This is a genomic window from Leucogemmata humicola, from assembly GCF_055379415.1.
Window position 1 is genome coordinate 3,264,481 of record NZ_AP040875.1, and the last position, 15,153, is coordinate 3,279,633.

General features: G+C 63.6%; 13 protein-coding genes. All 13 read right to left on the reverse strand.

Annotated elements, in window-relative coordinates; genetic code table 11:
• Positions 1 to 29 precede the first annotated feature (29 nt).
• A complete protein-coding gene (murJ, locus tag AC6H4Z_RS13680; RefSeq protein ID WP_497542519.1) occupies positions 30 to 1,652 on the reverse strand; it encodes a murein biosynthesis integral membrane protein MurJ in 1,623 nt (540 codons plus the stop codon).
• Positions 1,649 to 3,232 (reverse strand): bacillithiol biosynthesis protein BshC, encoded by a 1,584-nt coding sequence (bshC, locus tag AC6H4Z_RS13685; RefSeq protein ID WP_497542520.1) that lies wholly within the window; start codon positions 3,230 to 3,232, stop codon positions 1,649 to 1,651. The genes murJ and bshC overlap by 4 nt, the downstream gene beginning before the upstream one ends.
• 28 nt (positions 3,233 to 3,260) lie before the next feature.
• On the reverse strand, positions 3,261 to 3,725 hold the full coding sequence (locus AC6H4Z_RS13690) for a 23S rRNA (pseudouridine(1915)-N(3))-methyltransferase RlmH (RefSeq protein WP_497542521.1): 465 nt from the start codon (positions 3,723 to 3,725) through the stop codon (positions 3,261 to 3,263).
• Between the two features lie 76 nt (positions 3,726 to 3,801).
• Positions 3,802 to 5,109, reverse strand: coding sequence for a Glu/Leu/Phe/Val family dehydrogenase (locus tag AC6H4Z_RS13695; protein WP_497542522.1), 1,308 nt, complete (start codon positions 5,107 to 5,109; stop codon positions 3,802 to 3,804).
• A 20-nt stretch (positions 5,110 to 5,129) separates the two neighbouring features.
• The gene (lpxK, locus tag AC6H4Z_RS13700) at positions 5,130 to 6,251 is read right to left on the reverse strand and encodes a tetraacyldisaccharide 4'-kinase (RefSeq protein WP_497542523.1); all 1,122 of its coding nucleotides are present in this window, start codon (positions 6,249 to 6,251) and stop codon (positions 5,130 to 5,132) included.
• Complete coding sequence (locus AC6H4Z_RS13705) at positions 6,181 to 6,828, reverse strand: lysophospholipid acyltransferase family protein (RefSeq protein WP_497542524.1); 648 nt, start codon at positions 6,826 to 6,828, stop codon at positions 6,181 to 6,183. Before AC6H4Z_RS13705 ends, lpxK begins: the two co-directional genes overlap by 71 nt.
• Positions 6,818 to 7,948 carry a lipid-A-disaccharide synthase gene (gene lpxB / locus AC6H4Z_RS13710; RefSeq protein WP_497542525.1) on the reverse strand — a complete coding sequence of 377 codons (1,131 nt, stop codon included), beginning with the start codon at positions 7,946 to 7,948 and terminating at the stop codon, positions 6,818 to 6,820. The genes AC6H4Z_RS13705 and lpxB overlap by 11 nt, the downstream gene beginning before the upstream one ends.
• A complete protein-coding gene (locus AC6H4Z_RS13715) occupies positions 7,941 to 8,951 on the reverse strand; it encodes a Gfo/Idh/MocA family oxidoreductase (protein WP_497542526.1) in 1,011 nt (336 codons plus the stop codon). Before AC6H4Z_RS13715 ends, lpxB begins: the two co-directional genes overlap by 8 nt.
• Positions 8,951 to 9,727, reverse strand: coding sequence for an acyl-ACP--UDP-N-acetylglucosamine O-acyltransferase (lpxA, locus tag AC6H4Z_RS13720; RefSeq protein ID WP_497542527.1), 777 nt, complete (start codon positions 9,725 to 9,727; stop codon positions 8,951 to 8,953). Before lpxA ends, AC6H4Z_RS13715 begins: the two co-directional genes overlap by 1 nt.
• Positions 9,724 to 10,998, reverse strand: coding sequence for a bifunctional UDP-3-O-[3-hydroxymyristoyl] N-acetylglucosamine deacetylase/3-hydroxyacyl-ACP dehydratase (locus AC6H4Z_RS13725; protein WP_497542528.1), 1,275 nt, complete (start codon positions 10,996 to 10,998; stop codon positions 9,724 to 9,726). Before AC6H4Z_RS13725 ends, lpxA begins: the two co-directional genes overlap by 4 nt.
• Entirely contained in the window at positions 10,995 to 12,068 is a 1,074-nt protein-coding gene (gene lpxD, locus AC6H4Z_RS13730; RefSeq protein ID WP_497542529.1) for a UDP-3-O-(3-hydroxymyristoyl)glucosamine N-acyltransferase, read from the reverse strand. Before lpxD ends, AC6H4Z_RS13725 begins: the two co-directional genes overlap by 4 nt.
• Entirely contained in the window at positions 12,065 to 12,697 is a 633-nt protein-coding gene (locus AC6H4Z_RS13735) for an OmpH/Skp family outer membrane protein (RefSeq protein WP_497542530.1), read from the reverse strand. Before AC6H4Z_RS13735 ends, lpxD begins: the two co-directional genes overlap by 4 nt.
• Positions 12,698 to 12,708: 11 nt before the next feature.
• Complete coding sequence (gene bamA, locus AC6H4Z_RS13740; RefSeq protein ID WP_497542531.1) at positions 12,709 to 15,129, reverse strand: outer membrane protein assembly factor BamA; 2,421 nt, start codon at positions 15,127 to 15,129, stop codon at positions 12,709 to 12,711.
• Positions 15,130 to 15,153 lie beyond the last annotated feature (24 nt).

A 15,153-nucleotide genomic window follows, 5' to 3' on the forward strand; every position in this document is an offset into this window, starting at 1 on the left:
GGAGGTTCCACCGGCCGGGCCGTTCGGCGCTAGCGGAAGCGCTTCGTCACGCGGGAGATTGCCGTTCGCGCCTCGGGAATCCTGAGCGCGATCGTCATTGCGAGATACGCCACGCCGAACACCAGCAGCACCAACACTGCGTCGAGGAAGCTCAGGCGTGCGGTGAAGCTGCCCGTGAGCAAGCGTCTCAGACCCCAGCCAGCAGCCACGCCGATCAGCGCCGACGCCCAGAGTCGCGCCACGAGACCGAATGGAACGCCCGTGTCGCCAATGCGCTGATTGAGTCGCGTGCGGAGTAGTGTGAACTCGACCCAGCCCGCAATGCCGGCCGACGCGGTCAAGCCAGCCGCACCCCAATGCGCATCGATGCCGAGCAGGCCGGGGAGTCTGAGCGCGGCGATGTATCCGAGAACCGTCGTGAGCACCACGCGGACGATGGCGAAGTTGAGCGGCGTTCGCGTGTCGTGCAGCGCATAGTAGGCGGCCGAGTAGAGCCGTCCGAGCGTGCTGGCCAAGAGACCGACCGATGCTCCAGCCAGAATGCCCCACGAATACAACGAATCCGCATGCGTGAACTTTCCGCGCTGTAGCAGAATGCGCGTGATCACGTCGCCAAAGGCGAGAAACGCCGCCGCCGACGGGATGGCGAAGTACGCAATGTTGCGCAGGCCCCGCCCAAGGCTCTCTCGCAATCGCGCCGCGATGTCCGCCTCGGTACCTACGACGCGCGACATTTCCGGAAGCTCGGCCGCGGAGACCGCCATGCCGAACAGGCTAACCGGTAGCAGCACGATCGTCGAGGCGTAGCCGAACGTTGCGACCATTCCCGCTGGGAGAAACGTCGCGAGCCAGTTGTCGATGTAGCTGCTGATCTGTACGACGCCGCGACTGATGAACACCGGCCCAAAATTCTTCAACACGAGCCGAACGTTCGACGACTGGAGACTTGGGTTCAGCCGCAGTTGGCCGATCAATCCCATCGTCGTTGGCAGCTGCACGAGAAACTGCAGCCCCGCGCCCGCGACCGACGCCCACGCGAGGGTCGAGATCAGATCCGTCGGCGTCTGTCGCGGCCCCTGCACCGCCAGCGCAACGATCATCACGACGTTCCACAGCACCGGCGCGAGATACGGCAGCAAGAACTTCCGGTGGCTGTTGAGCACACCGAGACACCAGGCGGAAATGACGAAAATGCCCGCGCCGGGAAATAGTATCCGTGTGACTCTAATTGTGAGGTCGCGCCGCTCGCCGTCAAACCCCTTGGCGATCAGCGGAATCAGGGCCGGAGTCGCAACCACGCCGATGAGCACCAGCACCGACACTGTGAGCAACAACAGCGAGGCGATCGCTCCAGCAACGCGGTCCGCTTCGACGTCGTCGCCCTTCTCCAGCAAACGCGAGTACACGGGAATGAACGACGACGACAGCGCGCCTTCGCCAAACAGATTCTGCAGATAATTCGTGATCTTGAACGCGGCCGTAAACGCGTCCGCTTGAATGCTCGCGCCGAGGAACTGCGCCATGAGCATCTGTCGCACCAGGCCGAACAGGCGCGATATGAGAATGCCGAGTGAGACGAACACCGCCGCCGCGCCACGTTTGGCGGCTGGCTTCGCGGCCTCCACGACTACCTCGGGATTCGACGCCGTCACACCGACGCCGGCGCAGTCGCCGGCGCATTCGGAAGCGTCGGAGCGCCAGCGACGAGCGCCCGCGCATGCCCGCCGGCCGACGCGAGCATCGTGTCGATCAGTTCCGGACCGTATCGCGCAAAGAACACCATGAACGAGAGCTTGCGCTCCTGTCGCGCGCCATGCGGAAAGAGCGACGCGCGCGCCGTCGCAATTCGGCGCATCACCTCTGTCTCCTTTCGCTTCACACCGGAGACGAATCGCCGCTCCAGTCGGTTGAGCTTATGGTCCAGGTCGCGACGAATACCATCCAACACCGCGTCGGAAACGATGCCACCATTTACACGACGCAAAGCATCGACATCGGCCGCGAGATCGGTTCGCAGCGACCGCAACGCCTGCTCGGCATCGCTCGAAAGATTCTCGCGTGCCGCGCGAGTCTCGAGTCCGTGAGGATCCACGAGGTCGTCGACGCTCGCCGAAAACTCCTCGAGAATTGTCGCGACTCGCGGCTCGATGATCGTCGCCGACCAGCGCGGCAGTACAAGCGGTGTCGGTACGTCGAGAGCCTTCGCCACCGCGTTCACCTGCGCGAAGTACGCGACCTCGCCGGGGCCGCCGAGATACGCCGCGGTCGGCAGAATGAATCGCTCCATCACGGGGCGTAACAGGACGGTAGACGAGAGAAACTCGCCGCCCGTGCCGCTGAATGCCTCGGCCTCGGGGATCGGCAATCGACGCTTCGTTCCCCCGCCGTTCGCGAACACGACCGACAACCCTTCGACTTCTTCGACCTGTGGATGAAAGCCGCGCGCGACGAGTTCTTCGCTGCGCGCATGCACCGCGGCCGCAATGGCGCTCGCCTCGTGCGCCGCACGCATGAGCAATGGCGCGCCGGCGCCGCACACGCTGGGATGCGAGGCATCGAGTACGGCGATACCGAGCGGCTCGAGGAGATTGCGCAGCAGCGTGACGTATGCGCTTCCGACCGTTGCGCCGTCGCGATACGCGCTGAACGCGAGGTCGAGATAAGACGCATGCGACGCGGAACCACTCGCCTCACGCAGCACCCGTGCGAGCGCATCCAACTCGGCGCCGTCGAGGGGCGCGTTCGCCATGGGCGTCGCAGGCGGCGGGCGATGCGTGAGTCTGAGTGCTCGCGCCTGACCTTCGAGCGCGACCGACACCACCGATGCCTCTTCGAAGTCCGCGTCGTCGGTCGCCGCCCAAAAGACCGGAGCAACGGGCATTCCGAGCGTGGCCTGCAGCTCGTCGGCGAGCGCGCGCGCACTCAGCGCCTTGATGAACGTCATGAGCGCGCCGCCGAACAGCCCGGGCTGTTGCCCCGTCGTCACGACGATTCCCTGTCCGCCCGCGCTCCGCTGCAATCGTTCGGCCGCCGCACCGCGCGCCTGAAACGCCGGCGCGAGACTCTCATACCAGTTTGCTGAAACGCTCGCACGAACCTCGGTAGCGTACCGACGCCACTCATCGCCGCGAGGGGTGGCGCGATACCAATCGCCGAGTTCTCCTGCGCGCGCGGCACGTGACAGTGCTGATCCGCCGAGCGATTCCGTGCGAACTGAAAACGCTTCCCTCACGCTCGCCCCCTCCCGCTTCCTGCGTCCTTCATTTGTGGTAGGGCTCTCCCCGCCCGATCGTTCCGGCGCGATACAACTGCTCCGCGAGCACGAGTCTCGCCAACTCGTGGGGCAGCGTCCATGGTGCGAGCACGATGCTGCTCGACGCGCGCTGCTTCACCGCCGCGCCAAGCCCCATCGCACCGCCAATGAGAATTGCCACGTCCCGAGCTCGTTCGCGCTGCTCCTGCATCCATTGCGCAAACTGCTCCGACGTCATCGCTCGCCCGGTCAGGTCGCATGCGACGACGGTGGCAGCGGGCGGCACGGCGTCGAGCAAGCGCGCGCCCTCCCGTTCACGCACAAGGTCCGCGGAACCGGATCGTGCCGGCTCTTCGCGGACCTCGTGAACTTCCAGGGGCCAATAGCGCCCCGCTCGTGTTTCATACTCGCGAATCGCCGCAGCGAGATTGACGTCGCGTGGTTTTCCCACGACAGCCACGACAAATCGCACGAGAAGCGATCGCGAGCATCAACACCGCGCGGGCTCGACGAACCCGCGCACCGCACAACACTCCGGGCAACACCCGTCAGGCATAGATGCCGCGAAGGCGATGCACGGTCGCAACACGGCTGATCGACAGCATGTACGCCGCCGTGCGCATGTTGACCTTATGCTGCGTTGACAACTTCAACACATCGACGAAGCTGCGCTGCATGATCTCGGTGAGACGCTGGTTGACCGTCTCCTCCGTCCAGAAGTAGCCACCGCGATCCTGCACCCACTCGAAGTACGAGACCGTCACACCGCCGGCATTCGCGAGAATGTCCGGGATGACGAAGATGCCCTTCTCGTCGAGAATCGAGTCAGCACCGGCCGTGGTCGGACCGTTGGCGCCTTCGCAAATGATCTTCGCGCGAATCTTGCCGGCGTTCTTGCTCGTGATGACGTTCTCGAGCGCCGCCGGGACGAGCACGTCGACGTCGAGTACCAGCAAATCCTCATTCGAGATCTGTTCGCCGCCCGTGAATCCTTCGAGCGAACGATGCTGGCGCACGTGCTTGATCGCCGCGTCGACGTCGATGCCGCCTTTGTTGTGATAGCCGCCGGTACGATCGCTGATCGCCACGATCTTGCAGCCTTCCTTCTGCAGCAGGTCCGCCGCGACGGAGCCCACGTTGCCAAAGCCCTGCACGGCAACCGTGGTACCGCTCACCTGCATCCCGAGATGCTTGAGCGCTTCTTTGGTGACGATCATGCAGCCGCGTCCCGTCGCTTCGCGACGCCCCAACGAGCCGCCCATCTCGACCGGCTTGCCAGTGACGACGGCCGTCACGGTGTGGCCCATGCGCATGGAGTAGGTGTCCATCACCCACGCCATGACGCGCTCGTTCGTGTTGACGTCCGGAGCCGGAACGTCAGAGTCAGGACCGAGCGTGCTGATGATGCCCGCCGTGTAGCGACGCGTGAGTCGCTCCAACTCGCCAGCGCTCATCTTGAGCGGGTCGCAAACGACCCCGCCTTTTGCACCGCCAAATGGCAAATTCACAACCGCGCACTTCCACGTCATCCACGCCGCGAGCGCCTTCACTTCCTCGAGCGTGACCTGCATGTCGAAACGAATGCCGCCCTTTGCCGGACCGCGCGACGTGTTGTACAGCACGCGGTGACCGGTGAACACTTCCACTTCGCCATTGTCCATCATCACCGGCACGGACACGGTGATCTGCTTCTCGGGGTGGCGAAGCACCTTGTAAAGACCCGGCTCGAGATCCAGCAACTCAGCCGCACGGTCGAAGCGCGACATCATCGCTTCGAATGGGTTTTCTTCGTCCAGAAAACGGTCTTTATCGGGTCGAACGATTCTATCGGTAGGGAGTCGGAGGTCGGTGGCCATTGGGAGCGATACGGGCCGGCTTAGCCGGCGGTGCGAGAGGTTCCGGGGGTTTTGAAGCGCACGCGCACGAGGTCGTCAAGCACCCGCTCGAGACCGCCGACGCCGCGCTCTACCATCACCTGCTGAGAAACATACCACAACCGCGGCGCAAGGCGAGGCCACAACGGGCCGAGCTTGACCGCGTCCTTGAGCGTGCAAATCACGACGTCGTTTGTCCCGAGTCCGGAGGTTAGCCCATCTACCTCGGCCGCGGTGAACGCATGGTGATCGGGAAAGATCCGTGCGTCGACCGTCGCCCCTGCCGACTCGATCTGTTGCACGAATGCGCGCGGATCGGCGATCGACAGAATCGCCCGAACGGTGATGCCCGCCACACTGTCGATCGGGCGAGTCTCGCTCGCGTCGTCAGTACGAACGAGTTCCCCGGGCGCGAGGCGCACCGATACTCGCGGAATCGACGGCGCGATCCTGGCCAACTGCTCATGCACCTCGCCCACACGTAGGTCGCTCGCGGCCTTACGCGTGACGACGACGAGCGTCGCGCGCCGCACAGACTCGAGCGGCTCACGCCAGGGGCCTGCAGGGAGCAACCTGACGTCGCCAGTCCATCGATCCGCGCTCACTAGCACGATGTCCGCGAGACGTTGCACGCGTCGATGCTGAAATGCGTCGTCGAGCACTGCCACTGTGGCGCCGGCGGCCGCAGCCTGCGCCACAGCCGTAACGCGATCTGCGCCGATGATCACCGGCACATCGGGATTGAGCGTTCGATGCACGAGCGGCTCGTCGTCGCCGTAGCCGCGAAGCACCACGGCCGGACGCGCGCCGCGCGCAACGAGGCCGCGTGCAATCCAGGCCGCCATCGGTGTTTTTCCAGTCCCGCCAACCGTGAGGTTTCCCACGCTCACCGCGGGGATCGACGTCTCCATGGCCGGCAACCAGCCCGCATCGTAGAGAATGTCACGAGCGCCGACGAGCCCGCCGAAGAGTCGCTCGGCTGGGATTAGCGCAGTGCGCAGCGTCGACGCGAGGACGTCGCTGCCGTACCACACTCGCTCGGCAATCCCGTGATCATCCACCGATTCGCGCCTCAGCGCTGTCCATCGCTCGCCGAACGTGGTCGGCGTTGGCTGCCGCTTCACGCGCGTCGGCTGCGGTACTGCGAGTCGCGTCGCTGTAGGCGATATCGACTCGCGCAAACGGTCGCGGAATGACGAACGAATCCCAGCTCTTCAAGCGCCACGCTGACGTCGTAACGGCCGCGGCGGCAATCATCGGCGCACCCGTGCGCTGGGCCACGACGGCAGTCCCCTTCGCAATCGACTTCGCTGGCCCGCGCGGTCCATCCGGCGTGATGGCCAAGTCGTGGCCCTCCGTCACGGCGCGAGCGAGTCCGAGGAGCGCACGCGCCGCACCGCGCGATGTAGAACCACGCACCGTGCGATATCCGAGGCTCTCGGCAATGCGAGCAATGATTTCGCCGTCGGCGTGTTCGCTGATCAGCACGGCGACCTGCTGGCGACGATGGTGATACAACAATGGCAGGAGCTGGCCATGCCACAAGGTGAAGATGATCGGTTGCTTCGCCGCGCGCAGTCGGCGCACATCGTCGTCGTGTGAGACGCGAATCCGCCACGTCCATCCCAGGAGACGAACGAGCCATACGCCCGCACCCGCGATCCATGCGATGCGCCGCTCCGCACGACGATCAGTCCCCATGGTCTGCCTGCTTCGCGAGGCCAGCCGCCATTTCGGCGACGCGTACGGCGGCGCCCGGTCGGCCGAGAGACGCACGCACGGCGTCGAGCTCTCCAACCATCCTACGATGCTCGGTGCTCTCGGGATTCAACAGCCGCTCGAGCGTATCCGCGACCGCGCCAGGCTGCAGGGCGTCCTGAATGAATTCCGGCGCCACGAGGCGCCCGGCGACGATGTTCACTAAACCGATATGAGGAATCTTTATCAGCCACTTCCCCACCATGTAGTCGAACGCGCGAGCGCGATACGCCACAACGAGCGGACAGCCGGCGACCGCCGCCTCGAGCGTCGTCGTTCCACTCTTGCACAGCGCGGCATCGGCGGCGCGGAGAATGGCGAACGACTCCGATCGTACCATCTCGAATGGACAGCGCGCCGGATCGAGCGTGATGTTCGGCGCGAGCCCCACGACGACCTTGAGTCCGGGAATGCGTCGCTGAAGTTCACGGGCCGTGGCCACGAACACGTCGAGGTGCTGATTGATCTCCTGCTTTCGGCTGCCGGGAAAGAGCGCCAGCACACGATCGCTCGGGGAAAAGCCCAGCCGGCGACGCGCCTCGTTGCGATCGGGTACGGCCGCGAGCCGGTCCAGCAACGGGTGGCCGACGAACGTCGCGTCGATGCCGTGCTTGCGAAGCAGCGCCTCTTCGAACGGGAGAATCACCGCCGCCTTCGTTACCGTGCGCGCCAGTTGCTCGAGACGCTTCGCGCGCGACGCCCACACCTGCGGCGTGATGAAGTACAGCACGGGAACGCCCGCCGCCGCCGCCGCGGAGGCAACGCGCATGTTGAACGCCGCATGATCGATCAGCACGACGAGTGCAACGGTGCCCGACTGAATGCGCGCCGTGAGTTGTTGGAGCAGCGCGCGATACTTCGGCAGGCGTTTGATCGGCTCGATGAAGCCCATCACCGCCATCTGCCCAACGTGGGCGATCAGCTCGACGCCTGCCGCGCGCATCGCATCGCCACCCACGCCGACCAGGCGGAAGGGAGCGCCGCGCGCCACGAGCTCGCGCGCGACGCCCGATGCGTGCAGGTCGCCGGAGACCTCACCGGCGACGAACAGAATTTCACGCACCGCTGGTCGCCATCGGCCGCGCAGACAGCGCCGGGAACGACCGCTCGATATCGTGCACGATCGTCAGCGCCACCGCGAGCGCCTCTCGACCATCTTCGCCGGTCACGGCAATCGGCGCTTCGCCGGCGACGGCTTGGACGAAGGCCTCGAGCTCCAACCGGAGTGGTTCTCCTTCCGGCGCTTCGAGCGGAATGCGCTCGACGAACGACTCGAGTGCCTGTGCACCCTGCGCCTGACGCACCAGTTCGCCGAGGTCGACATCCTTTCGCAGGCGATAGAACTCGCCGTTTCCAGCGCCGAGGTCGAGCGACAGATATCCGCTCTCCTGGAAGATGCGCAGCTTGCGCATTCTCTCGCGCGACACACGGCTCGCCGTGATGTTCGCGACCGCACCGGCTTCGAACGTGATGCGCGCGTTCGCAATGTCGACGAACGGCGTCAGCACAGGAACGCCCACTGCCGACACCTGCGACACGCCGCCACCAACGAACGTACGAACGAGATCGATGTCGTGAATCATCAGGTCGAGCACGACGGCGACGTCCGATCCACGCGGATTGAACGGCGCCAAACGATCGCTCTCGATGAAACGAGGATTGTCCACGTACGGCAGCGCGGCGCGAACCGCACGATTGAACCGCTCGACGTGGCCCGTCTGCAGTACCGCACCCGTGCGGCGCGCAATCGCCAACAGCGCGTCCGCTTCTTCGAGTGTAGTCGCGATCGGCTTTTCGACGAGCACGTGCAAGCCGCGCTCGAGCGCCGGTGCGGCGACCGCATAGTGCGCTGGCGTGGGAACGACAACGCTCACCGCGTCGACTTCGTCGAGCAGTGCGTCGAGCGACGCGAACGACTTCACGCCGAGCTCCGAGCTCACCGTGCTCGCGCGCGTCGTATTTGCTTCGTGGAATCCAATGAGCTGCGCGCCAGGAACGTCGCGCAGAATTCGTGTATGATGAAATCCGAGCGCGCCGGCGCCGACCACTCCAATGCGAACAGGCATTAGATCACCGACCCGCGATCGCTACGCTCGAAGAACGCCAGGAATTCCTCAATCTCCGGAAACTTGTTCAACTCCGCAGTCGCGCGATCGCGCGCCTGCGAGAGATTCAGCTCCGACTTGAAGAACAGACGATACGCACGCTTCAACTCTTTGCGCACGTCGTCGGGAAAGCCATTTCGCTCGAGGCCCACCACGTTCAAGCCATACAGCTTGATCGGATTTCCCACGGCCTTCACGAACGGCGGAACGTCCTTCGCAACGCGCGAACAGCCGCCAATGAAGCTGTACCGACCGATGGTCGCGAACTGGTGCACCGCCACGAGCCCGGACAGAATCGCCTTCTCGTCGATCGTGACGTGACCGGCGAGCTGGGTGCCGTTCGAGATCATCACGCCGTCGCCGATGTGACAATCGTGCGCTAGATGCACGTACGACATCAGGAAGCAGTTCTTCCCCACGGTCGTGCGAAAGGATTGCGTCGTTCCACGATTGATCGTGGTGTATTCGCGAATCGTCGTGCCTTCGCCGACTTCAACGAACGTCGGCTCGCCCTTGTACTTGAGATCCTGCGGATCGCCGCCAAGGACAGTGCCGACGCCGACCTTCACCCGCGCACCAAGAATGACGTTGCGCTCCAGGACCGCACGCGGCGCAATCACACATCCGTCGCCCACCGAGCATCCTTCGCCAACGATCGCGAACGCGCCGATCTCGACGCCGTCGCCGATCTCCGCGTCCGGATGAATGATCGCACTCGAATGAATATTCGCGCTCATTTGTCGCGTACCACCGCGCCCATGTCTGCCTCGCATACCACTTGGCCATCGACCTTCGCAACACCGGACATCTTGCACATCATGCCGCGCACCTGTTGCAATTCGAGCTCGAAACGCAGCTGGTCGCCCGGCTTTACCGGACGCCGCCACTTCACGTTGTTCAGCGACGTAAAATACACGACCTTGTTCTGCGGATCGGGAACGGCGCCCATGAGCAGCATCCCGCCCACCTGCGCCATCGCCTCGATGATCAACACGCCCGGCATAATCGGGTGCCCAGGGAAATGTCCCTGAAAGAACGGCTCGTTGATCGTCACGTTCTTCACGCCGACGATTCGCTTGCCCTCTTCGATCTCGAGCACCCGGTCCACGAGAAGAAATGGATACCGGTGCGGCAGGACCTTCATGATGTCTTCGATCTCGATCACCGTTGTCTCCTTCGCGATCGCCTCTTTCATGGCGCGTACGAAACGCACCGTTCCGCGATGACTCGGCCGACTCGCCGTGATGCGCGCGCGTACGCGCCCTCCGGCCAACGCTAAATCTCCGACGCAGTCCAACGCCTTGTGCCGCACAAATTCGTCGGGCCAACGCAAACTGGACGCGCCCCCGATCACACCATTCTCGTCGAGGACGACCGCATTGTCGAGCGACGCCCCCTGAATGAGGCCCATTGCTCGCAACGCCTCCACCTCGTGCACGAACCCAAACGTGCGCGCCGCCGCCAGCTCCTTCGCGAAGCTATCCCGCGTCACCCGGTGGCAGATCTGCTGCTTCCCGATCGCCGCATGGGGGAACTCGATGCTGACGCTGAGATCCAGATCGGGCGCTGGTATCGCCTCGTACGTCGATTCACCGTCGCGCAGCATGATCGGACTGCGCAACGTCAGGAACTTGACCTCTCCCGCGTGCTCCACGATTTCCGCCGACACCAGTGCGTCGACGAACGGCTGCGCGCTGCCATCCATGATCGGCGGCTCTGCGGCGTCCAGGTCGATCTCCAGATCGTCGATTCCGCAGCCAGCCACCGCAGCGAGTACATGCTCCACGGTGTGTACCGAAATCGGATCTTCGCCGAGCTGCGTGTGACGCTGCGTGAGCACCGCGCGCTCGGCCAGCGCCGGAATGGTCGGCGCGCCAGCGAGGTCGGTTCTACGAAATACGATGCCTGCCCCGCTCGGCGCGGGGCGAAACGATAAACGGCACGCTGCGCCGAGGTGTAACCCGATTCCCTCGAGTGACACCGGACGTGCGATGGTGCGACGGTTCATTCTGTGTCTTTCGTGCGCTCGAGCAGACGCTCGATGCGTCGGAGTAGGCCAGGAAGTCTGAAGAGCGCCGCCTGTGCGCGGAGCGCTTCTTTGTGCGGACGGGCAGGATAACCCGACCACGTTTCACCAGCCGGAATATCGCCGAATACACCGGCCTGCGCAGCCAGGCGCGCACCCTTTCCGACCGTATGGTGCCCTGAGACCCCGACTTGCCCGAGCAGCATGGCCCCGTCCTCGACCCGCACCGAGCCGGCGATGCCCACCTGCGCCATGATCAGGCACAGACGCCCAATCCGGACGTTGTGCGCAATCTGCACGAGGTTGTCGACCTTCGTCCCGGCGCCGACCACCGTGTCGTCGATGCTGCCGCGATCGATCGTCGTATTTGCGCCAATCTCGACGTCATCCTCGATGACGCAGCGGCCGACATGAGGAATTTTTAAATGCTGCCCGTCGCGCTGCACGTACCCAAAGCCGTCGGAGCCAATCCGGGCGCCGGCGTGGATCGTCACGCGACTGCCAATCACCGAGCCGCTGTACACCGTCACCGACGGATACAGGTGAGACCCGTCGCCGATCTGCACACCGGCGCTGACCACCGCGTGCGCACCAATGACGACAGAATCGCCGAGGCGCACGCCGTCCCCGATCACCGCGTACGGTCCGATCGACACGTCGGTGCCGAACGTCGCGCCACTGCCGATCACCGCGGTGGAGTGCACGCCGCGCGCTGCCGGAGCAACGCGATGGAAGCGCGGCAGGAGCGAGAGCAACGATTCCTGCGGCTTGTCGACGACGATGCGCGTCAGCACCTGCCCCGGCGTTTCCGCGAGGTCCGGAGTGACCAGTACCACCCCCGCCTGCGACGCCGTGAACATCGTGGCGTATTTCGCAGTGCCCAGGAAACTCAGATCACGAGACGAGGCGCGGTCCAGCGGCGCCACACCACTCACGACAGTCGAGCCGTCGCCGATCACTCGCCCGCCCACGACCTCCGCAATAGCCGCAGCGGTGAGAACGAGTCCGTTCTCACCGCCGTTGCTCTGCTCTTGGGATGCTGCCTGAATCACTGCGGCGGTCGTCGCGGCGACGTCACTCCGGCCGGAGCCGGCGGGGCGCCCTTCTTTTCCGGCGCGACGGTTTCCTGCGCCTTCATCTTGGCGGCGGGAGTCGCCTTGAGGCGAGACACGACGCGATCAGTGATGTCGAGATTCTTGTCCGCGGAAACGATGACCGAGGCGCCTGGGGCGTTATCGAGAATCATCGCATAGCCATCTTCGACGCGGATATCGTCGAGCACCTTCTTCACGAGATCGGTGATCGGCGCCATCAGCTCCGACTGGCGCGCCTGGAACTGCTGCTGGAAGCTCTGCTGCTTCGACTGCAGCGTGTCCTCGATCGCTTGGATGGCCTTCTGGGCCTTTTCCTTCTGCGCGGCCGTAAGCTTCGGCTCGTCCTTCTGATAGTTCGACAGCATCGTGCGTGCGGAGTCCTGCAGCTTGTCGAGCGTCGCGCGGAAGCCCTGGCCCGTCTTGGCGAGCAGCGACTCGGCCTGAACACGGCCCGGCGCCGATTCCATGAGCGCCTGCGAATTGATGTAGGCGACCTTGAGAGAAGCTCCGCCGCCCTGCGCCTGCGCAACAGTTGCTACGACCGAGAGAATGAGCGCGATCGTCGTCGCGCGGAACGTGGAACGCATTTGAACTCCGATTAGAAGATCTGACCGAACTTGAAGTGGACCTGCCACTTTGGATCCTTGTGACCAAGTGCGTCGGTGCGATCGAACCCGTAGCCAAGATCGACGCCCAACGGACCCAGCGGGGTGACGAGCGAAGCACCAAATCCGGCACCACGGAAGAGGCGTGTCGGATCGAAATCACTTGGACGTTCCCACAAATTGCCCGCGTCGTAGAACGCGTCCATGTACAACTGCTGGCTGACACGAAGGCCGAGCTCAACCGTGCTCGTATAATACGCGTTGCCGAACGAACTCCGTTGGGCCTGGAATTGATCGGCGTTCGGAAGATATCCCCTCGGCGTGATCGAGAACTCCTCGTATCCGCGCAAAGGATTGCCATACTGCACGCCGCCCAGCGAAAAAGCTTGGGAGACGAAGAATGGTCCTGGGTTGCCGAACAGCGCACCGGCCCGCGCCGAAAGGCCAACGACGAGCGCGAGCGGCTCCGGTCCCAGCGATTTTCCAAACGTCGCTAGCGTCGAGTACGATCGCATCTCGGTCGTGAGTCGCTGGAATGATGCCGTTCCCCCCAGCGGACCACCGTTTAACTGCACTGCAACGTTCTCGTGAACACCCGCCACTGGGAACGGCGTCCCTAGGCGCGTGTCGTGGTCCAGGGTCAGTCCAACCGTCGATCGGAAGCACCCGTTGCAGTCGATCGTGCCGACGAGACCATCGCCGCCGTAGCTCACGCGCTCGCCGCCGTAGCTCAAATAGAGGCGCGTCCAGCGCGAATTCGGCAACGGGAAGCCAAGCTGTAGCTGGCCGCCGCTCGTGTTCGACTGACCGATGTCGCGAATGATGAATCGCGAACGCTGGTTGTAGAGGGAGACCGTTCCGGAAACGTTCGACTGACGGATGCGCGGATCGGTGTAGCTGAGGCTGAAGTCGCGAATGTACTGGCCGAACTGCCACTGCAGTGATCCGCGCTTGCACTCGCCAAACAGGTTGGGCTGGTCGAAGCCAAGGAAACCTCCGACACCGGTGCCCTGGCCCACGGACGCGCCAAAATTGACGTTACCCGTGCGCTTTTCCTTGACGTGGAAAATCAGGTCGATGTCGCCGTTCTCGTTCGCCTGACGCGTGTCCGGCGGCGGCATGTCCTGCTCGAAGAAGCCGAGGTTGGCGATGCTTCGATAGCTCTGAATGAGGCGATCGCGATTGAACACGTCGCCCGGCAGCATCACGATCTGATCGCGAATGCAGGTCTCGGTCGTGACGTCGTTTCCGAAGATGTCGATACGGTTGACGATGGCCGGCGTCCGCTCATCGATCTCCCATCGTAGGTCGACCGTTGGCACCGAGTCGGCACCGACCTTTCGGCGCTCGATGATCGGGCGAATGCTCGCGTAGATGTAGCCCTGGTTTTCGTAGGCTTCCTGAACCTTGCTGGTCGCCTCATCCCAGGCGGTCGCGTTGAAGACGTCCTTGTCTTCTTTCGGACCTTTGCCCACGAGCCCCTTCACGGTTTCCGTCACGCCCTTCTGCGACGTGTTCTTGTCGCTGAACGGATAGAGCCGAGCGATGTCGTCGCTACTGAAAACCTTGGCGCCACTCACTTCGAAGTCACCGATCTTGTACTGCTTGCCTTCTGCGACCGTGAGGCGGATGAGCGCCTTTCCGAGCTCGCGATTGATGATCAGGGTGTCCTTGATCACCTGCATGTCGATGTACCCATGCGACGCGTACAGCTGCGGAATCGTCTTACCCAGATCCTCGGCGAATTTGTCCTGATCGAACTCGCCGTTGCGCCACCAGAAAAAGCCCTCAGGCTTCGTGGCAATCGAGCTGACGATCGTCTTGTCGCTCAACGCCTTGTTCCCTTCGACCTCGACGCCGGAGATAGCGAGTCGGCGCCCTTCGTCGATGCGGAATACGAGAGTCGTCGTGACGCCTTCTGTAAGCGTGTCCACGTGAACTCTCGCGAGGTAATACCCTTCGCTCTGATAGAGCGAATCGATCCTCGCTACGTCTCGCGCGACTTGCGCTGGGTCGATCGGCTTTCCGACCAGGACGTCGACGCGGTCTTTGACCGAATTCATCGACACCTTGTCTGGTCCGACGACCTTTACGTCGCTGAGGACTCGCCTCTCACGTAAATGAAAAACGAGGAGGGTCTTTCCATCGACCTCCTCGCAGGACGTCGTGACGACATCGAACTGATTCGTCGCGTACAGGTCCTTGATCGCTTTGGACGTTATCCGTCCATTGATCGTAGTTTTGGGTGCGATTCCGACGTCGTTCCGGAGCACGTCTTCGGTGATGCGGCTTTGGCCGCGAAAAGCGACGCTATCGGGGGTGGCGCACGCGCCTACGGAGCTCTGTTGAGCTCCGAGTGCCGATCCGACCCCCAACAGCCCTGCAAAGACGAGCGCAGAACGCAAATATCGCATAGTCCGGGAATATACACAGAAAGC